The organism is Rhodococcus sp. 11-3, from assembly GCF_023704055.1.
In the GTDB taxonomy this organism is placed as follows: Bacteria; Actinomycetota; Actinomycetes; order Mycobacteriales; family Mycobacteriaceae; genus Rhodococcus; species Rhodococcus aetherivorans.
Genome location: NZ_CP080406.1, coordinates 5,390,133 through 5,412,552 on the forward strand (window position 1 = coordinate 5,390,133; position 22,420 = coordinate 5,412,552).

Genomic DNA, 22,420 nt, shown 5'->3' on the forward strand with positions numbered 1-22,420 from the left:
GGGGGCGGGAACGCGACGTCGGCGGCCTCGTTCCACCATAGGATCTGCAGTGCCTGCTGCACAGGCCCGGGAGCGAATCATGAACGGAAGCGGGTACCGGTCGGTGCCGCACACGGCGGATCTGCGCATCGAGGCGTGGGCACCGACCCGTGACGAGTGCATCGCGCAGGCGGTGCGCGGCGCCGTCGCGAGCTTCGCCGACATCTCGTCCGCGGGACCCGGCCGGGTCCGCAAGCGCCCGTTGACGGCCGACGGCGACGAGGACCTGCTCGTCGCGGTGCTCGACGAGGTGATCTATCTGCTCGACACGGCCGGGGAGATCCCGATCGACGTGGTCGTCGAATCCGGCGGCGGCACAGCGGAGGCGCGGTTCTCGATGGTCGACGCCGCCGCGGTGCCCCAGATCGGTGCGGTCCCGAAGGCGGTGTCGCTCCACGAGCTGCGCCTCGACCGAGGACCGGAAGGGTGGTCGTGCTCGGTGACGCTGGACGTGTGAACCGGCGACGAGCGCCGCAGTACCGGTCGCGGCACGCCGATCGCAGGCGACCGTGTGGGCGCCCTCGCCGTTGTGACTTTCCGCTGTAGATGGCCGGGATTGCCTGCTGGGCCGGTGCCCGTTGCCGGGGCCGAGACCCGGGTGGTCGGCGAGCTCCGGCGAGCGGCTGCGCTACATCGGCATGTTCATCATGGGCATCCCGCCCATCTGGTGGAGCCACATCATCAGCTGGTGCAGCAGGGTGTGCGCCTGGTCCATCATGCCCATCATGTTCACGGCCGTGACCTTTCTGGAGCCGAGTAACCCTCGGGGGCGGGATCGTCCCACTATGACGCTCTGTTGTTCCCCGATGTGCCACCTCGCGTGCGAGATCCGTCTTCTTCAACAGATCTTCACGAGATCTCGACTTTCGGTGTCCGGACACGGCAGGAGTGGGCCGCAGCACCCCCGCACTTCGGAACCTGCCGGCGCGCATGGCGTAGCACCGGTTCATTCGAGCTGTCGTGCGCCGCCTGGGGTGGGTGCGCTGCGGGCTGTGCCAGTGGAGCGGTGCGGTTGCCCGCTCGGAGGTCAGTCCGCAGCGATGATGGGGGTGCCGCGGTCGGCCAGCCACTGCGCCGGGTCGGTCTTGGCGCCGGAGCGGTCTTCGACCTCGAAGTGCAAGTGGGGTCCGGTGGAGTTGCCGCGATCTCCGACGGTGGCGATCTTCTGCCCGGCTTCGACTCGTTGCCCGGCCGTCACCAGGTTGGTGTTGTTGTGGCCGTAGGTGGTCACCGTGCCGTCGTCGTGCCGGATGCGTACCCACAGCCCGTAGCCCTGTGCCGGTCCGGCGCTGATGACCTCCCCGTCGGCGACGGCGACGATCGGTGCGCCCATGGTATCGGCGATGTCGATGCCTCCGTGTCCCCGCCCGTCCCGAAGGTGGAGGTGATCACCCCGGCGGTCGGGGCGACGGACCGCCCGGTCCCGCCCCAGTGCCCGCCGTCGGCCGGGCGCGGCAGGGTGGGGCTTGCGGGTGCGGCGCCGGGGTCTTCCCCTCCGGTGGCGCTCTTGTTGCCGGGGGCCGTATCGGGTGTGCCCCTAGCAGGCGCGTCGTCGCCGCCGGGCGGCGCCCCAGGCTCCGGTGCCGGGGGTTGCCCGAATCTCGCGTGCTCTCGACCGCTACCGTCCCCCCTACACTGAGGGCACTCGGTCTGTCGAGTGTGAGAGGAGCGGAGATGCGGAACCTGTCGCCGCTGACGATCGTGCTGACCGAGCAGGAGCGCCTGCGGGTGCGCGAACAGCTCCGGCAGCGAGCTGCATGAATCGCGACCAGTTCTCCATGGACCTCAAGGCGCGTGCGCGCACCTGGACGAGCCTGCCGGGCGCGGTGTCGGCGTTGGCCGCAGCTGCCCTGCTCGTGGCCGGGTGCTCGTCCCCCGACGCCCCTCGCGCGGCGACCGTACCCTCCGGCGCCGCCACCGCACCGCGCGTTGCGTTGTCCCCGGCGCTCGATCACGTGCACGGGCTGAGCGTCGATTCCGCCGGCACGATCCTGGCCGGCACTCACAGCGGACTGGTCGCGGTCGCGCCGTCCGGCGCCACCACCGAGGTCGGCACCTCCGACGACGATCTGATGGGGCTGGCCGGGGTGTCCGGCAGCGACGTGCTGGTCGCCTCGGGCCATCCGGGTCCGTCGAACCCCGGCCCCAACCCGCTGGGTTTGCGCCGCAGCGACGACGGCGGGCGCACCTGGACCGACCGGTCCCTGCTCGGAGAGGTGGATTTCCACGCCCTGGCCACGGACGGCACCGTGGTGGTCGGTTTCGACGGCACCCGCGGCATCCGGGTGTCCACCGACGCCGGCGCCACCTGGAGCGCCGGTGCCACCGTGGCGGCCGCGGCCCTGGCCCTGACCCCGGACGCGGTGTGGGCGATCACGCCGGCCGGGCTCGAGCGCAGCACCGACCTGGCACGCACCTTCACCCCGGTCGAGGACGCACCCGCCCTCGTGCTGCTGGCCGGCACCGGCGACGGGCTGTGGGGCATCGATGCCGACGGCTACGCCTGGCGCAGCCGGGACGGCGCCGCCTGGGAGCAGCGGGCCTTCGTCGGGCAGGTGGAGGCGCTGACCGCCACCGGGTTCGACACCGCCTACGCCGCCACGGCCGAGGTCTTGTACACACTGAACTGACGCGGTCGGACCGGGCGGTGCTCCCCGCTGACCGGTGGGGCCCGGCACGTCCGCGTGCCGGGCCCCACCGTGTCGACCGCGCGATCGCGGCGGCTTTCTCGCGGTCACAACGAGGACAAAATGTTCTCCATCGTGGTGATCTCCTGCTGCTGCGTCTCGGCGATGGTGCGCGCCATGGCCACCGCATCGGAATTCTGCCCGGAGTCGACCTCGGTCTGCGCCATCGCGATCGCGCCGCGGTGATGTTCGATCATCTGGGTCAGGAACAGGCGGGACGCGTCGACACCCTGTGCGTCGCGCAGGGCGGTCATGTCCTCGGCCGACATCATCCCGCTCATGCCGCCACCCATCTGTCCGCCGCCGGGCATCGTGGTGGACTGCATCGGCATGTCGTGTCCGGGCATCTCCATCCCGGGGGACGACATGGGCATGTTCGGAGTGGCCATCGGCATGCTGGTCGTGCCCATGGGCATGGTGGGCTGCCCCCAGTCGGTGAGCCAGCTCTGCAGCTGCTCGATCTCCGGGCCCTGGGCGGCCTTGATCTGCTGGGCCAGTTCGGTGACCCGCGGGTCGATGCCCTCCTTGGCCAGGATGACGTCGCTCATCTCGATGGCCTGGCTGTGGTGCGGGATCATCTGCTGGGCGAAGGTCACATCCGCCTGGTTGTGGTCGGCGGCCGTCTCGGCGGAGGCGCTGGTGGTCGCCGTCGCCGACGGGCTCGCCTGCGAGGCCTGATCGTTGCCCGAGTCGCTGCAGGCGGCCAGGGTGAGCGCCGCAGCGACCGCCACTGCGCCGGTGGCCAGAGACTTCTTCCTCACAAGAACATTCCTTTCCGTCGTGTACACGCACCGGGCCGACACCACGGTCGCGATAGCGAAGGCATCCCCCACAGCGGCTGCGGCAAACCCGGCCCGCCTCACCCCTCGGCGGGGGACGCGGACCACTGCGGGTGTGATACGCCCTCTGCGGTGCGGCCGACCGGCCGGCCGCACCTCGTCCGGATCCGAGCCTGGCAGCCGCACCCGGCGACAACTCGGACCTTTCGGTGAAGATTTCCTGAAGAACCACCGCGCCGAGCCCGGAGCCGGGGTCACACGGCGCTCCGTGCCCGGACCGTGGACGCTGCGGCCCCTTCCCGCCCCGGCCCCTCCGGCAATCGGCGACCGACCCGGACGCCTGGGCGACCATCGCCGCTGTTCTTGAGCAGATCTTCACGGAAACGACGGCGAAGAGCTCATCGAGGCCGGGCACCGTGGACAGCGAACACACCGGGACCGCGCACCGCTGCCCCACGCGGGGTGCCGGTGCTGCGGCCGACCGGGTCGGACAGCCGGTGTCCGGTAGCGCCGACCGAGGGCGAGGAAGGGTGGTTTCGATGATGTTCTGGTACGGCAACGGCATGAACGGTTGGGGTTATGTGCTCATGACCGTCGGGATGGTGGCGTTCTGGGCGTTGGTGATCGTCGGCATCGTGATGCTGGTGCGCGCCGCGACTCCCCGGTCGACACCACCGCCGGCGCCCTATGCCCCGACGCCGGAAGAGATTGTGGCCATGCGCTTCGCCCGCGGCGAGATCGACGAGGACGAGTACCGGCGCCGTCTCGACGCCCTGCACACCCATCGGCCCGGCCCGGGGGCGTGAAGACCGCAGTCAGGTCGAATCGCCCTGCCCACCTCAGGTGCGCCGGGTTCAGGAGCGGCGGTGTCAGCGGCGGTAGTGGCGACCGTCGGAGTCGTCGGTGACCAGGCGGTACAGCACGTAGACCGAGAACCAGACGATCAGCACGGACACCAGCACGAGCGCGATCTCGTACACGAGGACCACACCACCGATCCTACGGCCGCGCCGGCCACCCGATCCCACCCTGGCGTCGACCCCTGGATGCGCCGACACCGCGGTGAGGTCAGCGGTGCGGGCTGGTAGGGATCGGCTCCGGTGCCGGGCGCGGCGCCGGCTGCTCCTGCGGTGGGGACGGCAACCGCAGCCGCTTGAGCATCAGCGCATTGACCGCGACGATCAGGCTCGAGCCGGACATCGACAACGCCGCGATCTCCGGGCGCAGCACCAGCCCGAAGGCGGGCTCGAACACGCCGGCGGCGATCGGCAGCGCGATGACGTTGTAACCGACCGCCCAGCCGAGATTCTGCCGCATCTTGCGCAAGGTGCCCCGGCCGATGCGCAGCGCAATCGGCACATCCAGCGGGTCCGAGCGCATCAGCACCAGATCGGCGGTTTCGATCGCGACGTCGGTGCCGGCACCGATGGCGATCCCCAGATCCGCCTGCGCGAGGGCGGGTGCGTCGTTGACGCCGTCGCCGACCATGGCGACCTTCTTCCCGGCTCTTTGCAGTTCGGCGATCTTGTCGGCCTTGTCGCCGGGCAGCACCTCGGCGATGACGGTGTCGATGCCCAGTTGTCCGGCGATGCGGCGGGCTGTGGCCACGTTGTCGCCGGAGAGCATGACCACCTCGATGCCGAGTTCGTGCAGCGACGCCACCGCCTCGGCCGAGGTCTCCCGGGCGGCGTCGGCCAGGGCAATCGCCCCGACGCCGCGGCCGTCGACAGCGACGAGGACCGCGGTGCGGCCGGTCGAAGCCAGCTCGTCGCGCCGGTCCATCAACGCGCCGAAGTCGACATTCTCGGCGACCATGAGTTTGCGGTTGCCGACGGCGACCCGCCGGCCCGCCACCTCGGCGACCGCACCGTGTCCGGGCACGTTGCGGAAGTTCTCCAACGACACCGCGGGAAGGCCGCGGGCGGCGGCATAGCGCACGATCGCACCGGCGAGAGGATGCTCGGATTCGCGTTCGACCGCCGTCACCAGAGTCAGCAGCTCGTCCTCGGTGAGACCGTCGACGACGACGTCGGTGACCTCCGGCTCGCCCTTGGTCAAGGTGCCGGTCTTGTCCATCACCACGGTGTCGATGCGGGCCGAGGTCTCGAGGGCGGTGGCGTTCTTGAACAGCACGCCGCGCTGGGCGCCGAGACCGGTGCCGACCATGATCGCGGTCGGGGTGGCCAACCCGAGCGCGTCGGGGCAGGTGATCACCACGACGGTGATGGCAAACAGCAGCGCCCGCTGCACATCCCCTTCGACCGCCCACCACACCACGAACGTGCCCAGCCCCCCGATCAGGGCGACGAGCACCAGCCAGAATGCGGCGCGATCGGCCAGGCGCTGGCCGGGTGCCTTGGAATTCTGGGCCTCCTGCACCAGCGCGACGATCTGCGCGAGCGCGGTGTCGGAGCCGACCTTGGTCGCCCGTACCCGCAGGGTGCCGGTGGTGTTGATCGACGCACCGATCACCTCGGACCCTTCGGCCTTGGTCACCGGCAGGGATTCCCCGGTGACCATGGATTCGTCGACCTCGGAACTGCCGGTCTCGACGGTGCCGTCGACCGGGATCTTCGCCCCCGGTCGGATCAGGAGGAGGTCCCCGACCACGACCTCGGCGGTGGGGATCTCCACCGGCTGCCCGTCGCGCAGTACCACCGCCATCGGCGGGGCGAGTTCGAGCAGGGTCCGGATGGCATCGTTGGCGCCGCCGCGGGCGCGCATCTCGAACCAGTGCCCGAGCAGCACGAAGCTCGCCAGCACGGAGGCGGCCTCGTAGAACACCTCGCCGCCGCCCGTCAGTGTCACGCCCACGCTGTAGAGCCAGCCGGTGCCGATCGCGACGGCGACGAGCACCATCATGTCCAGGGTCCGCGCCTTCAAGGCCCGGTAGGCACCGTCGAAGAAGATCCACGACGAGTAGAAGATCACCGGCAGGCTCAGCAACAGGGTGAACACGTCGTCGCGCAGGCCGAACGGCGCCGGGACGGTGAACCCGAACATCTCGCGACCCATCGGCGACCACAACATGATCGGGATCGACAGCACCAACGCCACCAGGAACCGATTGCGCATGTCGCGGACCATGGCGTCCATCGACATCCCGGCGTGACCGCCGTGACCCATCAGCTCCTGCGCGGTGTGCCCGCCGGGCATCTCGTGCGCCGCCGGCTGCGGGGGATGTGCGGGTGTGCCCGGGCCCGGAGCCGGTTCGCTCATCGGGTCGCACACGTGCTCGGGCACCGAGCGGCCGGCGCAGTGATAGCCGCAGTCCCGCACCCATTTCGACAGCTCCGCCACCGACGTGCGGTCCGGATCGTAGGTGACGGTGGCGGTCTGGTTCACCGCGTTGGCCTCCACCGCGGTCACGCCCGGTCGGCGCAGCAGGGTCGATTCGATGGCCGGCGTCGACGTCGCCCAGTGCAGGCCGCCTACTTCGAGAACGGTGGTTCGGTTCATTCGATCCGGTCCCTCCCTCTGATAGCGGGGACGCATTACTCGCCCCCGTACGCAGTGCGGTTCCGCCGAACCGCAGTACCGGTAGCCGACACCGGTGAACGGTCATCGCTGATCGAGTCCGAGTCTGCCCCGCCCCGCCCCGGCATCTTCTGGTGGTTGGATGAAGATCCGTTGAAGAAGTCCGGGTCTCGGTCAGGGTCCGTGCTCGTCGGTACCAGTGCCCCGGCGATGATCAGCCATCTCGCCTCCTCGGATTCCGGATGTGCGGGTCGGTGGGTACCGGAGCCGTGCGCCGATGACTCTTCCCGCCGCGGTGGGGGTTTCGGCTGGTGGTTCGGTGAAGATCTGTTGAAGACTCTGCATCCCCCGAAACGGGTACCGCCGGGCCCTGCGGTGACAGTCCCTCAGCCGCTGTGGTGTTCGCCGTGGTCGGCCGGGACGGTGGTGGTCGGCACCGAGCTCGGTCCCGGCGCCGGCGCAGGGTTCGGGGCCGAGGGGCCGGTCAGAGCCGGTCCGAGCACGAACGCCGAGAGCGAGAACATCGCCGCGAACACCACCAGGGCGATCGCCGGGGCCTTCCAGGTGTGGAACCGCCGGAACAGCCGGCGCAGCAGCGGAATCGAGAACACCACCCCGAGGGCGAAGAACAACAGGTTGCCCCCGGCGCCGGTGACCAGCGCGGCCCCGGCGATCAGGCCGACGTGGTGCAGCACGTGCGGCGCCAGCCCCATCACCGTGCCGAGGGCCGCGGACACGGCGTTCCAGGTCGCGGCCGGCGGGCCCTTGCGGGCCGGCACGGCCACCGGTGGGGTGCTCATGGCTTCGGCGGTGGCGGGGTGCTCGCCGGGAGGAGTCGTCATACGCAGGCTCCGTCTTCTCAGGCGCGGTAGGACAGGGTCGTCATCATTCCGGCTTCCTGGTGGTAGGCGTTGTGGCAGTGCAGGGCCCACTGGCCCGGGTTGTCGGCGTCGAACTCGATTTCCACAGTCTGCATCGGACGCACCGTCACGGTGTCCTTGCGGGCTCCGCCGTCGACCAGGGCGAAGGTGTGTCCGTGCACGTGCATCGGGTGGAACATGGCCGACATGTTCCGTAACCGCATCCGTACCCGTTGTCCCTGGGCGACGGTCAGCGGCGCGGTGTCGGGGAAGGTAGCGCCGTTGAGCATCCACCGGTACGGGGCCATCGTGCCGCCCATGTCGACGCTCAGGTAGTTGTCGTGGGATCGTCGGTGCAGCCGCACCTGCTCGGCCGGGGACAGGGCGGTGCCGAGCAGCACCCGCCGATCCAGCTCGCCGGGCCGGGTATCGGTGGTGGCCGTCCCGGCGGCGGTGCGCACGACGGCCACCGCGTGGCCGGGTTTGCCTTCGGCGGCGGCGTAGAGCGGGAACACCCCGTCGGCGAGGGTGACCAGCACATCGAACCGTTCGCCCATACCGATCAGCACCGCGTCGGTGTTCCGGGGGGACACGGGGAAACCGTCACTGTGGGTGACCGTCATCGCATGTCCACCGAGCCCGACGCGGAAGGCGGTGTCCGAGGCGGCATTGACCAGCCGGATCCGCACCCGCTGCCCCGGGGCGGCGGTCAGGGTCACCGGGTCGACGGGGGTGCGGCCGTTGAGCAGGTAGTACGGGTAGTTCACGTCGCCGGCACCGCCGAGCAGGTCCGAGCGCATGCTCTCTGCACCCATCATCGAGCCCATGCCGCCCATCGCGCCGTGGTCCATCATCGAGCCCATCCCACCCGCGCGGGGGGCGGGCCGGCCGGGGGCCGGCATGCCGAGTTCGCGGGCGACATCGTCGGGGGTGCGGCCGGTGCCGTCGACCCAGTCGTCGAGCACGACGACCCATTCGTCGTCGTAGCCGCCGGGTTCGGCCGGGTCGTCGATCACCACCACCCCGTACAGGCCGCGGTCGAGCTGCAGCCCGGTATGCGAGTGGTAGAAGTAGGTGCCCGGATGCGGGGGCGTGAATTCGTAGGTGAACGACTCCCCGGCGACGATGGGCTCCTGCGTGAGCCCCGGTACCCCGTCCATGTCGTTGCTCATCGCGATGCCGTGGAAGTGGATGCTGGTGTCGGCCTCGAGTCGGTTGTCGACCCGCACCTGCAGCAGATCCCCGGCCCGGGCCCGCAGCAGCGGACCGGGCAGCGTGTCACCGTAGCCCCAGGTCGAGACAACCGTACCGCCGAGGTCGACCTGCACAGGCCGCGCCGTCACCTGCGCGGCGACCACCGCCTGCCCGGTGGTACGGCGTTGGGCCTCGAGCCGGCGCACCGCCTCGGCGCCCGGCCCGACCGGATTTCCCGCTACACCGGGGCGGGCGCAGCCGACCGGCCCACCGAGGGCCATCGCCCCGGCGGCCGCGGACGCACCGAGCAGAAACATACGGCGGGACATCTGCACCACACACATCTCCTGGAAACGTTGGGACGACAACGGACGACACGAGGTCGGCGCCGCTCACCGATAGGGACGCAGCGCCCGCCGCCGGGCTTGGTACTCGTCGGCGTCGATCTCGCCCCGTGCGAAACGGTCGTCGAGGACGCGCAGCGGATCGGCCGGCGGTGGCGGGGTGCCGGTGCGGTGACCGGTGCGGAACAGCGCGGCGATGCCGAAGGCCACCAACGCCCAGAAACCGATCATCGTCAGCGCCATCACCATCCAGCCGGCCCAGCCCACTGCGCCCGATCCCCACATCACGGCCGCTCCTTTCCTCGAAAGGCCCGGATCCGAGTCTGGGCCCGTTACCCGACGCCGCGGGTTGGCGTTCGATGAAGGTTCGCTGAAGAACGTCGCCACCGGCCCGCCGCGGCGGTCACGATGGGACATGGCCTCCGGTTCCGATCAGCTCGTCCCCGCCTCTGCCTCGAGCGCAGCGGTCCCCCCGAGCGGCCTGCGGGCGCTGGTGGTCGAAGACGAAGTGGCGCTGGCCCGGGTGGTGGGCACCTACCTCGAACGCGCCGGCTGCGAGGTCACGCTCGTGCACGACGGGCTCGACGCCGTCGAGCGCGCCCGGCAGGTCGATCCGGATGTCGTGGTGCTCGATCTGGGGTTGCCGCACCTGGACGGGATCGAGGTGTGCCGGCAGCTGCGCACGTTCTCCGACGCCTACGTCGTCATGCTCACCGCCCGCGCCGACGAGATCGACACCCTGGTCGGCCTGTCGGTCGGCGCCGACGACTACATGACCAAACCCTTCAGTCCGCGTGAACTCATCGCCCGCATCCAGGCCATGTTGCGGCGCCCCCGACCCTCGACCGGGGACGGCCGCACCCCCGCGCAGTCCGGCACCGATACCGGCCGCCGTACGTTCGGGTCGTTGACCCTCGATGCGGCCGGCCGCGAGGTGTGGGTCGACGGTACCCCGATCGCCTTGACCCGCACCGAATTCGACCTCCTCGCCGCGCTGTCCGCACACCCCAACATGGTGTTCACCCGGGCGCAGCTCATCACCGCGGTGTGGGGCCCGAGCTGGGTCGGCGACGAACACCTGGTCGACGTGCACATCGGGCACCTGCGCCGCAAACTCGGCGACGACGCCACCCGCGGGGTGTTCGTGCGCACCGTGCGCGGGGTCGGATACCGCATGGGAGCCGGGCAGTGACCACACCACCCCCACCGGCGGCAGCAGGGCGGAGGCCCGGGCGCCGCAGTGTCGGATTCGGCAGCCGGCTACTGGCCGCGCAGGCGATCGTCGTCGTCGGCGGCGCGATCAGCGCCTGGCTGGTGGCCGCCGCCGTCGCCCCAGGACTGTTCCACAACCACCTCGAGCAGGCAGGTATCGAGCACGTCTCGACCGAGGCGGCGCATGTGGAGGAGGCGTTCACTTCGGCGATGATCATCTCGCTGGCCATCGCGCTGGTGGTCTCGGCGCTGATGGCGCTGGCGGTGAGCTGGTACTTCACCCGCAGGGTGCAGCGCTCGGTCACCGGCGTGGCCGCCTCGGCCACCGAGATCGCCGGCGGCCACTACGGCGTGCGTCTGCCCGGACCCGGTCTCGGGCACGAATTCGACCAGCTCGCCGAGACGTTCAACCAGCTCGCCGATCGGCTGGACTCGGTCGAAACCACCCGGCGGCGCATGCTCTCGGATCTCGCGCACGAGATGCGCACCCCGCTGGCCACTCTCGATGCCCACCTCGAGGCCCTCGAAGACGGCATCCGGGTTCCCGACGCCGAGACCCTCGCGGTCCTGCGGTCGAGCACCGCCCGGCTCGGGCGGCTCGCCGAGGACATGGGCGCGGTCTCGCGCGCCGAAGAGGGCCGGCTGTCCGTCACGCCCGTGCCCACCGACACCCGCACCCTCGTCGACGCCGCGGTCCGCGTCGCCGCCGACCGCTACGCCGCCAAGGGCGTCGCCCTGGTCGAAGACGTCGAGCACCCCGCCGCGGTCACGGTCGACCCGGACCGGATCGGGCAGGTGCTGGGCAATCTGCTCGACAACGCCCTGCGGCACACCCCCGCCGGGGGCACGGTCACCGTCGCCACCACCGCCGTCGACGGAGAAGCCGGGATCACCGTCACCGACACCGGCGACGGCATCGCCGCCGAGCACCTGAGTCATCTGTTCGACCGGTTCTACCGTGCCGACCCCGCCCGCCGACGGCAAGAAGGCGGCAGCGGCATCGGATTGACCATCGCCCGCGCCCTGGTCGAAGCCCACGGCGGTACGCTGACCGCCTCCAGCGGCGGAGCCGGAACCGGCGCCCGATTCACCGTGCACCTGCCCACCGCCGCAGGCGCCCGCAGCAGCGCGCGCACCACCCCTCCGCGGGGTGCCGTGCACGCCGGCACCGGTCCCCGGGAGCGGCGATGAAGAAGCTTGCGCTCGATGCGCTCGCCCGGCACCTGGCCGCGCATGCCGCCGCCGCGCCCAGCGGCCGCAGCGCCGAGACCGTCTACGGCGGGCACGAACACGTGCTGCGGCAGACTCTCGTGGCGTTGCAGGCCGGACAGTCCATGGCCGAGCACGTCAGTCCCGGTGAGGCCACGGTGTACATCCTGCGCGGGCGCATCCGTGTCGTCGCCGACCGGACGAGCTGGGACGGACGCAGCGGGGACCTGATCGCCTTACCCCGCACCCGGCACCGGATCGACGCCGTCGCCGACACGGTCGCGCTGCTCACCGTCGCCAAGTACTGACCTCCGGGTGGTTCAGAGCCCGGCGCCGGGCCGCGGCGGGCTCGCCGGGGCCCGGTGGAACAACCAGGCCGCCACCGCAGTGAGCCCGACCAGCCACCCCAGCGCAGCCAGCAACGGCCCGGCGGCGTCGAAACTGTCGGTCAGCCCGCCGTCGAGGATCATCCGGGTCGCGCCGTAGCCGGGGAGCGTCTGCGCCCACTGCGACGGCTGCGGCCGCAGCATCGGGCTCTGCCCGATTCCCAGATCCACGAACGGCACCAAGAACGCGATGAATACCCCGCCCACCCGCCCGAACAACGGTCCCAGACACACCCCCACCAGCCCGTAGGTCAACGCCAGCAGCAGGTTCCCGGCCGCGTACAGGCCCCACTGACGCGCATCGAACACCGTGGCGGTGACCAGCAACGACGAGGCGGTCACCACCACCGCCGCCACCGCGATCACCGTCAACCGGACCGCCAGCAGCACCCCGGCACCGAAGCCGGCCAGCGACAGTCGCCGATCACCGCTGCGCGCATCGAGTACCACGAACAACCCGGCCAGCGCCGACAGCGACGCAATGGCGATCGGAGTCATGGTCCCGGCATGCACGTCCGGCAGCCAGAACACCTCCGTCACCGTTCGTCCGTCCTCGACCAGGGAGAACATCCCGAACTCGGGGACGGTCATCGCCTTCGACAACGCGATGAACACGATCGGCACCACCACCAGCAGCACCCACAGCACCGGGTTGCGGCGCCAGTCCCGCAACCCCATGTCCAGCCCCACCGCGAACCGATCCGCCCGCCCGGCCCGGCCGCTGAGCCCACCGCTGCGGCGCACCCCGCCGACCGTGGTGGTGACCACCACCGCCCCGACGAGGAGAGCCCCGGCCATCCACACCAGTGCCCATCCCAGGTCCCCGACCTTTCCGCCGTGGCGGGAGGGCACATCCACCATCCACAGCGTCACGAAATGGGTGGGAAACCCGCGGGTGGCCACCCGCTCCGCCGAACCGATCGCCGGCCCGAAGAACACGTCGACGATCCAGACGAACAGGATCAGCACGGTGCCGTTGACCGGATTGGGCACCAGTGCGCCGACCACCGCCCCGATCGCCAGGTAGATCATCGCGAACATCACCGTGCCCACCGTCACCCGCACCGGAGCATCGATGCCGACCCGCACCGCCAGCGCCAGCAACGCCACCGCCGAGACCAGCACCGCCAACACCAGGCCGGTGCCGAGCCGGGCCAGCACCAGCCGCCCTGTCGCCAGGCCCGCCGACACCAGCCGCCGGTCCGCCGCCCGGGCGGCATTGATCTGGAAGTACATCGCGATCCCGGCCAGGAAACCCGCCGCCCACCCGGCCGTCGCCGTTTCCACCGCCGGTCCGCCCGCGCCACCGAGCAGCCTGGCCGCATCGGCCATCGCTCCAGCCGCGACGATCACGAACACCACAGGCACAATCACCAGCACCAGCAGGTTCACCGGGTTGCGGACATAGTCGGCCAGGAACCGGCCGATCAGCGCCCGGACGTCGCCGACCGCCGACCGCACGGTGGGGGCGAGGCTCATCGCGGCACCGTCCGGCCCTCCCGCAGATCGACGATGCGATCGAACCGCTGCTCGTCCGCCACGAAATGACTGATGATCAACACCGAGCGGCCCGCCTGCCGACGCTGCGCCACGATCTCCCAGAACCGCAGATAGGTATCCCAGTCGAACCCGGCATACGGCTCGTCCAGCAGCAACACCTCCGGATCGGCCAGCAGCGCCAGCCCCAGGTTCAATTTCGCCAGCGTCCCGCCCGACAACCGGTCGGCACGGGTGCCGGCGTAGCGGTCGAACCCCAACGTGGCGTACAGGTGGCCGCGCGAGCGGTGCGCAACTTCCGGGCTCATCCGGTACGCCCGACCGAACAACTCGAAGTGCTCGTCGCACGTGAGCCGTTCGTAGACCACCGGCTGTTGCGGGCAGTAGCCCAGCCGCCGCGGACGGCGCACACAGCCGGCATCGGCCCGCAGGTCCCCGACGAGAATCTTCATCAGCGTCGACTTGCCCGAGCCGTTCTCCCCCGCCAGCCCGACAACCTCCCCGGGGCGCAGCACCAGGTCCGCCCCGCGCAACACCGGGGTGCGGTGCCGTCGCGGCCACCAGCCGCGACCGAAGCTCTTCTCGATCCCATCAGCCGCCAGCAACGACGACTGCGCCGAATCGGCCGTGGACTCCGGGGAACCGGACTCGGATGCAGCCATCTCTCACCTCGGACACTCGAAGGCGTGCACGCGCCACCGGCGCCTTCTTCCACCGCGGTTGTGGCGGGCGCACTCACCGTAGGTGCCCACCGCTGTAGCCCAGCACGAGATCCGGTGAAGATCTGCTGAAGAACCCATCCGATGTCGGCGCTGCCCACCGCTACCGGCTGGCGCCGAGCCGGGAATCCGCCCCGGTCCGCTCCGGAGGTGGGCTGCGACAAAGCCCTGCTAGGGCAACAGGCCCTGCCGACGGGCCTCGACGACCGCCTCGTGCCGGCTGCCGACCTCGAGCTTGCCCATCAGATTGCGCATGTAGCTCTTGACGGTCTCCACGCTCAGCGACAGCCGCTCGGCGATCTCGGCGTTGCGGCACCCGAGCGCCACGTACGCCAGCACATCCCGTTCCCGCGCCGAGAGCCGCACCGTCGGTGTGGCCGCCCCGCCGGTCAGCGTCCGCAGCTTCTCCTCGACCTCCCGCAGGCGCGCTTCGATCCCCGGGTCGGACGTCTGTGCCGCGATCTCCCGCAGGGCCAGGTAGCTCTCGGTGATGCCCTCCGACACCGACGCGGACACGGCGGACGGGGCGGCGGCGCGGGCGTTGTCGATGAGGGCGACCCGCCGGTCCACCTCGTCCCGGATCTCGATCTCGCGGGCGAGCCTGCGGGCCGACCGCATCACCTGCTCGACGACCACGTCGCCGATCGGCAGGCTGGTCCGCAGGCCGCCGTACAGGGCGGCGCGGGTGCGGCGGCGCACCACCACCGGAACGGCGAGCAGCGACTCGATGCCCTCCCCCGCGACCTCCCGGTCGTACTCGTGGGAGATCTGGGGGGAGTTGAAGTAGTCCGACACCGCACCGGGCCGTTGCTCGGCGACCACCTTGCCGCCGAGTCCGCACTCGGAGCTGATCACCAGGTCGCGGAGGATGCCGCTGCGGGTGCCGACGAAACCGGACAGCAGCATGTCCCCCCCGTGCACGGTGCCACCGAACAGCACGGGCATCCCGGTCGAGATCTGCAGCTGCCGCAGCTCGGCGCGCAGGGCGTCCTCGTCGCTCGGCCGCAGGTGCGCGTGCGGGCCCTGGCGCGTCGCCGCAACATTCGGCGTCCCGACCCGTGTCGATGCCGGGTTCGTCGACGCCGTGCTCGTCGACGCTGGGTTCGTCGACACAGACCTCACCGGAACCACCTCCGAGACCGCGAATACCCACTTCGGAGGGTAGCGGGGAATCTGTCGTGACTCATAACCTCCACCCGTTCCGGTGTTGCAGCGATCACAATGGCGTACACCGACCGAGTGCCGAAGTCCCGGAGGTATCCGTGCCCACCCCCACGTCCGTCCCCACCGCCCGAACGGCGAACCACACCCCGCTCAGCCCCCTGCGGTTCCTCGAGCGTTCGTCGTCCGTGTTCCCCGACCGCACCGCGATCGTCCACGGCGACCGCCGCTACACGTACGCGCAGTTCGCCGACGAGGCGCAGCGCCTGGCCCGCGTCCTGCGCAGCCGGATCCAGCCGGGTGACCGGGTGGCCTTCCTGGCGCCGAACGTGCCGGAACTGCTCATCGCGCACTTCGCGGTGCCGCTCGCCGGAGGCGTGCTGATCGCGCTGAACTCCCGGCTCGCCGGGCCCGAACTCGAGTACATCCTCGGGCACGCCGAGGCGTCGCTGCTGTTCGTCGACTCGGAGTTCGTGGGGTCGGTCGCCGGTGTCACGGCCGGCGTGCCGTCGCTGACGGCGGTCGTGGAGGTGCCGGATTCGACGGTCCCGTACCCCGACGTGCCGGCCGGGATCGTCACCACCCGGTACGACGAGTTCCTCGCCGCCGCCGACGACCTCGACGACACCCCGCTGCACTGGGGCGTCGACGACGAGGAGCAGGTCATCACCCTGAACTACACGTCGGGCACCACCGGCAAGCCGAAGGGCGTGATGTACACGCACCGCGGCGCCTACCTCAATTCCTTCGGCGAGACGTTCCACAACGGGTTCGACGGGAAGACGCAGTACCTGTGGACCCTGCCGATGTTCCACTGCAACGGCTGGTGCACGCCGTGGGCCGTGACGGCGGCCGCCGGCACGCACATCTGCCTGCGGGCCGTGCGGGCGGACGCGATCTGGGACGCCATCGACAACCTGGGCGTGACCAACCTCTGCGGCGCCCCCGCGGTGTGCTCGACCATCGCCGAGGCCCCGCAGGCCCACCGGCTGGACCGGCCGCTGCGGATCACCACGGCGGGCGCGCCCCCGTCGCCGACGGTGATCGCGCAGCTCGAGGCGATCGGCGTGACCGTCGTGCACGTGTACGGCCTCACCGAGGTCTACGGGCCGTACACGATCTGCGAATACCAGGACTCGTGGGACGACAAGCCCGCCGAGGAACGCGCGGCGCTCCTGTCGCGGCAGGGCGTGGGCATGCTGCAGGCGGAGAACGCACGGGTCGTCGACGCGAACATGAACGACGTGCCCGCGGACGGGCAGACGATGGGCGAGATCGTGCTGCGCGGCAACAACGTCATGGCGGGGTACTTCAAGGATCCGGAGGCCACGGCGGAGGCGTTCAAGGGCGGCTGGTTCCACACCGGCGACCTGGGCGTGATGTACCCGGACGGATACATCCAGCTCAAGGACCGCGCCAAGGACATCATCATCTCCGGCGGCGAGAACATCTCCACCGTGGAGGTCGAGCAGGCCATCGTCAGCCACCCGGCCGTGCTGGACGTCGCGGTGGTGGGCGTGCCCGACGAGAAGTGGGGCGAGCGTCCCAAGGCGTTCGTGATCCTGAAGAAGGGCGAGACCGTGACGGCCGAGGAGCTGATCTCCTACACGCGCACGTTGCTCGCCGGGTACAAGGTGCCGCGGGAGATCGTGTTCCCGCTGGATCTGCCGCGGACGCCGACCGGCAAGATCCTCAAGTTCGAGCTGCGGGCCGCGCACTCGGCGCAGGCCTGACGCCGGCCGCGCCGCCGGGTCCGGCGGCGCGGCCGTTTCGACTTCGATACCGCGGATTGGATACTGAGAACCATGGCACTCGGTCCCGACTCCGCCCGCCGCATCGACGCGACCGGCCCCGATCCCGCCCAGTTCCGGGTGCACGTGGTGACGCAGGCGATCCGCCTGTTCTCCGAGTACGGCTACGAGTCGACCACCGTCGAGCAGATCGCGTCGGCCGCGGGAGTGTCGCGACGGACCTTCTTCCGGCAGTTCCGCTCGAAGGAGGACGTGATCTTCGCCGATCACGAATCGCTGCTCGAGCAGGTCGGACACTATCTGTCGGGGAACTTCGACGATCCGTGGGCGGCCGCCGCCGAGGCCGCCGAGCTGGTGTTCGGGCACTTCCGGGACAAGCGGGAGCTTGCGGTGTGGCGGTATCGCGTGGTGCAGCGGGTGCCTGCGCTGCGCGAGCGGGAGCTGGTCACGACGTACCGCTACGAGCGGCTGTTCACCGACTACCTGCGCTCGGCGGTGCCGTCGGAGTCGGGGGTGCGGATCGTCAGCTTCGCGGCCGCGATGACCGCGACGCACAACTTCCTGCTGCGCGCGATGATCCGCGGCGACGAGTCCGCGACGGCTGAGGAACTGCGCCGCGCGCTGCTCGAGGTGCGGCGCTCGTTCGGTGTCGCACCGGGGCAGAGCGCCGCGCCGGCCGTCGGTCCGGCGCGGGACGCCGAGCGCGCGATCACGGTGGTGACCTATCCCCCGGGCACGTCGCCCGCGGAGGTCGCCCGCCAGGTGCAGGCGCAGCTCGAGGCGGCGTCGGACTGACGTCAGGGGGAGGCCGACGATCCACCACCCCCATTGACGTGGCACTGAGTGCCGTGGTTCACTGGAACCGATTTCGTGACGTCGCGAGCCCTCCACTCAGTAGGATGGATGCGACACCCAAACAAGAACTGGCACTGCGTGCCGATAGGAGTCCGCCGTCATGGCCTTCAACCCGGAGTTCGGTCTGTTCAAGCTGGGCGAGGAGCACGATGAGCTCCGCGCCGCCATCCGCGCGCTGGCCGAAAAGGAGATCGCGCCCTACGCCAAGGACGTCGACGAGAACTCCCGCTTCCCGCAGGAGGCCCTCGACGCCCTCAACAAGTCCGGCCTGAACGCGATCCACGTCCCCACGGAGTACGGCGGCGACGGCGCCGACTCGGTCGCCACCTGCATCGTCATCGAGGAGGTCGCCCGCGTCTGCGGTTCGTCCTCGCTGATCCCGGCCGTGAACAAGCTCGGCACCATGGGCCTGATCCTGTCCGGCTCCGAGGAGCTCAAGCAGAAGGTCCTGCCCGACCTGGTCAAGGGCGACATGGCGTCCTACGCGCTGTCCGAGCGGGAGGCCGGCTCCGACGCCGCGGGCATGCGTACCCGCGCCAAGGCCGACGGCGACGACTGGATCCTCAACGGCTCCAAGTGCTGGATCACCAACGGCGGCAAGTCCAGCTGGTACACCGTCATGGCCGTCACCGACCCCGACAAGGGTGCCAACGGCATCTCCGCGTTCATGGTCCACAAGGACGACGAGGGCTTCGTCGTCGGCCCCAAGGAGAAGAAGCTCGGCATCAAGGGCTCCCCGACCGCCGAGCTGTACTTCGAGAACTGCCGCATCCCCGGCGACCGCATCATCGGCGAGCCCGGCACCGGCTTCAAGACCGCCCTCGCGACCCTCGACCACACCCGCCCCACCATCGGCGCGCAGGCGGTCGGCCTCGCGCAGGGTGCGCTCGACGCGGCGATCGCCTACACCAAGGACCGCAAGCAGTTCGGCAAGCCGATCTCCGACTTCCAGGGTGTGCAGTTCATGCTGGCCGACATGGCCATGAAGGTCGAGGCGGCACGCCTGATGGTGTACACCTCCGCGGCGCGCGCCGAGCGCGGGGAGCCGAACCTGGGCTTCATCTCCTCCGCCGCCAAGTGCTTCGCCTCCGACGTCGCGATGGAGGTCACCACGGACGCCGTGCAGCTGTTCGGCGGTGCCGGCTACACCACCGACTTCCCGGTCGAGCGGATGATGCGCGACGCCAAGATCACCCAGATCTACGAGGGCACCAACCAGATCCAGCGGGTCGTCATGTCCCGCGCGCTGCTCCGCTGACGCGGCGGCAGTAAGTTCACCCTGGTCCAACCTTCGTATCGAGGAGAATCTCCCGTGGCAGTGGAATTGATCGGTGTAGTCGGTGGCGGCACGATGGGGGCCGGCATCGCCGAGGTGTGCGCCAAGGCCGGCAGCGACGTGATCGTGCTCGAGACCAGCGAGGAGTTCGCCGACGCGGCCCGCAAGCGCGTCTCCGGCTCGATCGGCAAGGGCGTCGCCCGCGGCAAGATCACGCAGGAGGAGGCCGACGCCGCGATCGCGCGGGTTCGGGTCACCACCGATGTCGCCGATCTCGCCAACCGTGATCTCGTCATCGAGGCGGCACCCGAGATCGAGTCGCTCAAGGTCGACATCTTCACCAAGCTCGACGCGGTCGTGAAGCCCTCCGGCATCCTGGCGACCAACACGTCGTCGCTCCCGGTGATCAAGATGGCCCAGGCGACGTCGCGCCCGGGACAGGTGGTGGGTGTGCACTTCTTCAACCCGGTGCCGGTGATGCCGCTGGTGGAGATCATCTCGGCGCTGACCACCGAGGAGGAGACGGCGAACGCCGTCTTCGACTACGTCAAGAACACCCTCGGCAAGATGACGGTCCGCGCGGGCGACCGCGCCGGCTTCATCGTCAACGCGCTGCTGATCCCGTACCTGACGTCCGCCGTGCGGATGCTCGAGTCGGGCTACGCGACGAAGGAAGACATCGACGCCGCGATGAAGGGCGGCTGCGGCTACCCGATGGGCCCGCTCACCCTCATCGACACCGTCGGTCTCGACGTCACCCTCAACGCCGCCCAGTCGCTGTACGACGAGTTCGCCGAGCCGCACTACGCGCCCCCGGCGCTGCTGCGCCGCATGGTCGACGCCGGCCGCCTCGGCCGCAAGACCGGCCAGGGCTTCTACAGCTACAACTGAGCCCCGCAGCACGAACCCCGTCGCGACGCGCTCGCGGCGGGGTTCGTCGTATCCGTGATCCCCCGCGCGCATCGGTGCCGTCCGCGCGCGGCCACGCCGGGCGAGCGGACCTACGCCGGGGGTGCGTCCCGGTCCGCCTCGGACCGCTCCTCCACGTGCCGCTGCAACGCGCCGATCCGCGAGTCGAGATCCCGGGCGCTCTCCGCGGCGGCGCGCAGTTCGTCGAGCATCTCCCGCGGGACGTGACCGTCGAACTCGGTGCGCAGCCGCGTCGCCACGCTCTCCCACGACTCCATGACCCCGGTGCGGATCTGCACCTCCACGTACACCGTCCGCACCCGGCCGGTCGACGCCACCGGCACCTCCACGACGAGGCACAGCCCGCGGTACCCGTCCGGGCCGGCGCGCTTGATGTAGTCCCTCGCCTCGATCACCCGCACGTCCCGCCGGGCGACGAGCAGGTCCCGTACGCGGTACACGTCGGCGGTGACGGCGCACGTGAGCCGGATCCCGGCGACGTCCCGCCCGAGGTCCTCGACCCGCAGCGGTGGATCGGCCTCGTCCAGGACCGAGTCGGGCGTGGTCAGCCACGTTTCGGCATGCTCGACGGGATCGTAACCGTGGGTGTCGGCGAACTCGCTGCGGACGATGTCGATCTTCGTCCGCAACTCTTCGACACCGAACCCGCAGGTCTTCAGGAACCGAGCCAGATCCCGCCGGAGGATGTCAGTCCGCCCGGGTCCGCTCCCCGTCATCGCCAGCCTCCTCGATCCGCGTCTGCGAATTCGCCGGCCCCGCGCGACGACCGTCGCGCAGCACCTCCCGCAGCGTCCGCGGCGACACGCCCGCCTCGCGGCGGGCCTTGCCGCGGGTGACGAGCACCCCGATGATCGCCACGACCCACACGGGATACTGCGCCAGCCAGGCGACCCGGAACGCCTCGAAGGTGTAGCCGCCGAGACGCTGCAGGATCAACCCCATCGCCTGGATCACCAGCAGGGACGCCAGGAATCCGCCGATGTTGACCATGCCCTGGGCGGTGCCGAGCGCGGTGCTCGGGTTGAATGTCCGCGCATAGTCGAATCCGATCATAGACCCGGGTCCGCCCACCGAGATGGTCACGATCAGGAGGACGAGCAGCCACATCGGGGCCGGCGCCGGCAACAGCAGCACGACCGTCCACATCGCGGCGTTGCTCACCATGATCGACAGCACCAGCCACGATCGGTGCAGCGGGAACCGGCCGCTGAGGATCCCGAGCACCGGGCCGGCCGCGATCGCCGAGACCACGGAGAGGGTGAGCAGCGAACCGGCGGCCGCCGCGGACAGGCCCTGCGCCGACTGGAGGTACGGCACGCCCCACAGCAACGCGAACGTGGTGATGGAGAATTGGGTGCCCATGTGGGTGAAGAAGCCGAGCCGTGTGCCCGGTCTGCGCCACACCACCCTGATCTGCCCGAGCACCTGCCGCATCCCGGCAGCCTCGGTCCGCACGACCACCCCCGGCGGCGCGTCGCGCACCACTGCGACCGCGAGCACGCAGGCGAGCACGCCGAGCGCCGCGGCGCTCGCGAACGCCGCGCTCCACCCCGCTCCGCCCAGGATCAGCACGAAGGGCAGCGCCGAGAGCACCTGACCCAGCTGCCCCAGGATGCCGGTCAGCTGCGACACCAGCGGCACCCGCCGCGTGTCGAACCACACCGGCACCAGCCGCAGCACCGAGATGAAGGTCAGCGCGTCGCCCGCCCCGACGAAGACGCGGGCCGCATAGGCGGCGGGCAGGGACTCGGTGAACGCCAGCACCAGCTGCGCCACCGCCATGATCGCCGCACCCGAGGCGATCATCACCCGGGAACCGAACCGGTCGAGCAGCACCCCGGCCGGGATCTGCATGCTCGCGTACACCACGATCTGCAGGACCACGAAGCCCGACAGCACGGCCGGGGTGATGTCGAAGCGTTCGGTCGCGGCGAGTCCGGATACGCCGAACGACGTGCGATGCATGACGGCCACGACATAGGCGAGGACACCCACGCCCCACACCCACCAAACCCGTTTCATGATGAAACGACCCTACGCGGCG

Annotated in this window: 20 protein-coding genes and 1 pseudogene; 10 read left to right on the top strand and 11 right to left on the bottom strand. The window is 70.5% G+C overall.

The features are described from left to right. Positions 1-79: 79 nt before the first annotated feature. A complete protein-coding gene (locus tag KZJ41_RS24840) occupies positions 80-496 on the top strand; it encodes an archease (protein ID WP_251549780.1) in 417 nt (138 codons plus the stop codon). A gap of 570 nt (positions 497-1,066) precedes the next feature. Here the strand turns inward: KZJ41_RS24840 and KZJ41_RS24845 are convergent. After that, a pseudogene (locus KZJ41_RS24845) lies at positions 1,067-1,629 on the bottom strand (M23 family metallopeptidase); the annotation flags it as partial. A gap of 167 nt (positions 1,630-1,796) precedes the next feature. Between KZJ41_RS24845 and KZJ41_RS24850 the strand changes: the two are divergent. Continuing rightward, a complete protein-coding gene (locus tag KZJ41_RS24850) occupies positions 1,797-2,669 on the top strand; it encodes a F510_1955 family glycosylhydrolase (protein ID WP_235431121.1) in 873 nt (290 codons plus the stop codon). Between the two features lie 104 nt (positions 2,670-2,773). On the opposite strand, the gene KZJ41_RS24855 is transcribed toward KZJ41_RS24850, so the two are convergent. Beyond that, on the bottom strand, positions 2,774-3,487 hold the full coding sequence (locus tag KZJ41_RS24855; RefSeq protein WP_029546334.1) for a DUF305 domain-containing protein: 714 nt from the start codon (positions 3,485-3,487) through the stop codon (positions 2,774-2,776). Positions 3,488-4,044: 557 nt separating this feature from the next. Here KZJ41_RS24855 and KZJ41_RS24860 point away from each other — a divergent pair. Continuing rightward, positions 4,045-4,311 carry an SHOCT domain-containing protein gene (locus KZJ41_RS24860; RefSeq protein WP_006945984.1) on the top strand — a complete coding sequence of 89 codons (267 nt, stop codon included), beginning with the start codon at positions 4,045-4,047 and terminating at the stop codon, positions 4,309-4,311. A gap of 262 nt (positions 4,312-4,573) precedes the next feature. Here KZJ41_RS24860 and KZJ41_RS24865 read toward each other — a convergent pair whose 3' ends face one another. From KZJ41_RS24865 to KZJ41_RS24880, 4 genes are all read right to left on the bottom strand, one after another. Next, positions 4,574-6,964 carry a cation-translocating P-type ATPase gene (locus KZJ41_RS24865; RefSeq protein ID WP_251549782.1) on the bottom strand — a complete coding sequence of 797 codons (2,391 nt, stop codon included), beginning with the start codon at positions 6,962-6,964 and terminating at the stop codon, positions 4,574-4,576. 404 nt (positions 6,965-7,368) lie between these two features. After that, positions 7,369-7,824 carry a hypothetical protein gene (locus KZJ41_RS24870; RefSeq protein WP_102800606.1) on the bottom strand — a complete coding sequence of 152 codons (456 nt, stop codon included), beginning with the start codon at positions 7,822-7,824 and terminating at the stop codon, positions 7,369-7,371. Between the two features lie 17 nt (positions 7,825-7,841). Continuing rightward, entirely contained in the window at positions 7,842-9,380 is a 1,539-nt protein-coding gene (locus tag KZJ41_RS24875) for a multicopper oxidase family protein (RefSeq protein ID WP_180987099.1), read from the bottom strand. A gap of 48 nt (positions 9,381-9,428) precedes the next feature. Further along, positions 9,429-9,665, bottom strand: a complete 237-nt coding sequence (locus tag KZJ41_RS24880) for an SHOCT domain-containing protein (protein WP_037201187.1) — start codon at positions 9,663-9,665, stop codon at positions 9,429-9,431. A 130-nt stretch (positions 9,666-9,795) separates the two neighbouring features. Between KZJ41_RS24880 and KZJ41_RS24885 the strand changes: the two genes are divergently transcribed. The 3 genes from KZJ41_RS24885 to KZJ41_RS24895 are packed head-to-tail and all read left to right on the top strand — an operon-like array spanning position 9,796 to position 12,109. Then, positions 9,796-10,572, top strand: coding sequence for a response regulator (locus KZJ41_RS24885; RefSeq protein ID WP_373566451.1), 777 nt, complete (start codon positions 9,796-9,798; stop codon positions 10,570-10,572). After that, positions 10,569-11,783, top strand: coding sequence for a cell wall metabolism sensor histidine kinase WalK (locus tag KZJ41_RS24890; RefSeq protein ID WP_006942829.1), 1,215 nt, complete (start codon positions 10,569-10,571; stop codon positions 11,781-11,783). Before KZJ41_RS24885 ends, KZJ41_RS24890 begins: the two co-directional genes overlap by 4 nt. After that, positions 11,780-12,109: a cupin domain-containing protein gene (locus KZJ41_RS24895; RefSeq protein WP_029546350.1), complete on the top strand. Its 330-nt coding sequence runs from the start codon at positions 11,780-11,782 to the stop codon at positions 12,107-12,109. The genes KZJ41_RS24890 and KZJ41_RS24895 overlap by 4 nt, the downstream gene beginning before the upstream one ends. A gap of 12 nt (positions 12,110-12,121) precedes the next feature. Here the strand turns inward: KZJ41_RS24895 and KZJ41_RS24900 are convergent, their stop codons facing one another. The 3 genes from KZJ41_RS24900 to KZJ41_RS24910 all read right to left on the bottom strand — a co-directional run bounded on the left by KZJ41_RS24900 (position 12,122) and on the right by KZJ41_RS24910 (position 15,411). Continuing rightward, a complete protein-coding gene (locus KZJ41_RS24900; protein ID WP_251549784.1) occupies positions 12,122-13,666 on the bottom strand; it encodes an ABC transporter permease in 1,545 nt (514 codons plus the stop codon). Next, positions 13,663-14,346, bottom strand: coding sequence for an ATP-binding cassette domain-containing protein (locus KZJ41_RS24905; protein ID WP_238406621.1), 684 nt, complete (start codon positions 14,344-14,346; stop codon positions 13,663-13,665). The genes KZJ41_RS24900 and KZJ41_RS24905 overlap by 4 nt, the downstream gene beginning before the upstream one ends. A gap of 228 nt (positions 14,347-14,574) precedes the next feature. Continuing rightward, complete coding sequence (locus KZJ41_RS24910; protein WP_037202046.1) at positions 14,575-15,411, bottom strand: LuxR C-terminal-related transcriptional regulator; 837 nt, start codon at positions 15,409-15,411, stop codon at positions 14,575-14,577. Between the two features lie 254 nt (positions 15,412-15,665). Here KZJ41_RS24910 and KZJ41_RS24915 point away from each other — a divergent pair, with 254 nt between their 5' ends. The 4 genes from KZJ41_RS24915 (at position 15,666) to KZJ41_RS24930 (ending at position 20,337) form a co-directional block, all read left to right on the top strand. Further along, complete coding sequence (locus tag KZJ41_RS24915) at positions 15,666-17,297, top strand: acyl--CoA ligase family protein (protein ID WP_065922031.1); 1,632 nt, start codon at positions 15,666-15,668, stop codon at positions 17,295-17,297. Positions 17,298-17,369: 72 nt separating this feature from the next. Beyond that, on the top strand, positions 17,370-18,110 hold the full coding sequence (locus KZJ41_RS24920; RefSeq protein ID WP_006930316.1) for a TetR family transcriptional regulator: 741 nt from the start codon (positions 17,370-17,372) through the stop codon (positions 18,108-18,110). 160 nt (positions 18,111-18,270) lie between these two features. Beyond that, a complete protein-coding gene (locus KZJ41_RS24925; RefSeq protein ID WP_006930317.1) occupies positions 18,271-19,428 on the top strand; it encodes an acyl-CoA dehydrogenase in 1,158 nt (385 codons plus the stop codon). A 60-nt stretch (positions 19,429-19,488) separates the two neighbouring features. Continuing rightward, the gene (locus KZJ41_RS24930) at positions 19,489-20,337 is read left to right on the top strand and encodes a 3-hydroxybutyryl-CoA dehydrogenase (RefSeq protein ID WP_102800588.1); all 849 of its coding nucleotides are present in this window, start codon (positions 19,489-19,491) and stop codon (positions 20,335-20,337) included. A 110-nt stretch (positions 20,338-20,447) separates the two neighbouring features. Here the strand turns inward: KZJ41_RS24930 and KZJ41_RS24935 are convergent, their stop codons facing one another. Together KZJ41_RS24935 and KZJ41_RS24940 are read right to left on the bottom strand one after the other, a co-directional pair. Beyond that, positions 20,448-21,092, bottom strand: a complete 645-nt coding sequence (locus tag KZJ41_RS24935) for a GTP pyrophosphokinase family protein (RefSeq protein WP_050035970.1) — start codon at positions 21,090-21,092, stop codon at positions 20,448-20,450. Beyond that, on the bottom strand, positions 21,064-22,398 hold the full coding sequence (locus KZJ41_RS24940) for a nitrate/nitrite transporter (protein WP_251549786.1): 1,335 nt from the start codon (positions 22,396-22,398) through the stop codon (positions 21,064-21,066). The genes KZJ41_RS24935 and KZJ41_RS24940 overlap by 29 nt, the downstream gene beginning before the upstream one ends. Positions 22,399-22,420 lie beyond the last annotated feature (22 nt).

Excerpts from the sequence above, each read along its gene's own strand:
- KZJ41_RS24885 (WP_373566451.1), top strand. The coding sequence starts at position 9,796 with ATGGCCTCCGGTTCCGATCAGCTCGTCCCCGCCTCTGCCTCGAGCGCA.
- KZJ41_RS24870 (WP_102800606.1), bottom strand. The coding sequence starts at position 7,824 with ATGACGACTCCTCCCGGCGAGCACCCCGCCACCGCCGAAGCCATGAGC.
- KZJ41_RS24905 (WP_238406621.1), bottom strand. The coding sequence starts at position 14,346 with ATGGCTGCATCCGAGTCCGGTTCCCCGGAGTCCACGGCCGATTCGGCG.
- KZJ41_RS24895 (WP_029546350.1), top strand. The coding sequence starts at position 11,780 with ATGAAGAAGCTTGCGCTCGATGCGCTCGCCCGGCACCTGGCCGCGCAT.
- KZJ41_RS24935 (WP_050035970.1), bottom strand. The coding sequence starts at position 21,092 with ATGACGGGGAGCGGACCCGGGCGGACTGACATCCTCCGGCGGGATCTG.
- KZJ41_RS24875 (WP_180987099.1), bottom strand. The coding sequence starts at position 9,380 with ATGTGTGTGGTGCAGATGTCCCGCCGTATGTTTCTGCTCGGTGCGTCC.
- KZJ41_RS24920 (WP_006930316.1), top strand. The coding sequence starts at position 17,370 with ATGGCACTCGGTCCCGACTCCGCCCGCCGCATCGACGCGACCGGCCCC.
- KZJ41_RS24865 (WP_251549782.1), bottom strand. The coding sequence starts at position 6,964 with ATGAACCGAACCACCGTTCTCGAAGTAGGCGGCCTGCACTGGGCGACG.
- KZJ41_RS24840 (WP_251549780.1), top strand. The coding sequence starts at position 80 with ATGAACGGAAGCGGGTACCGGTCGGTGCCGCACACGGCGGATCTGCGC.
- KZJ41_RS24850 (WP_235431121.1), top strand. The coding sequence starts at position 1,797 with ATGAATCGCGACCAGTTCTCCATGGACCTCAAGGCGCGTGCGCGCACC.
- KZJ41_RS24900 (WP_251549784.1), bottom strand. The coding sequence starts at position 13,666 with ATGAGCCTCGCCCCCACCGTGCGGTCGGCGGTCGGCGACGTCCGGGCG.
- KZJ41_RS24880 (WP_037201187.1), bottom strand. The coding sequence starts at position 9,665 with ATGTGGGGATCGGGCGCAGTGGGCTGGGCCGGCTGGATGGTGATGGCG.
- KZJ41_RS24925 (WP_006930317.1), top strand. The coding sequence starts at position 18,271 with ATGGCCTTCAACCCGGAGTTCGGTCTGTTCAAGCTGGGCGAGGAGCAC.
- KZJ41_RS24860 (WP_006945984.1), top strand. The coding sequence starts at position 4,045 with ATGATGTTCTGGTACGGCAACGGCATGAACGGTTGGGGTTATGTGCTC.
- KZJ41_RS24940 (WP_251549786.1), bottom strand. The coding sequence starts at position 22,398 with ATGAAACGGGTTTGGTGGGTGTGGGGCGTGGGTGTCCTCGCCTATGTC.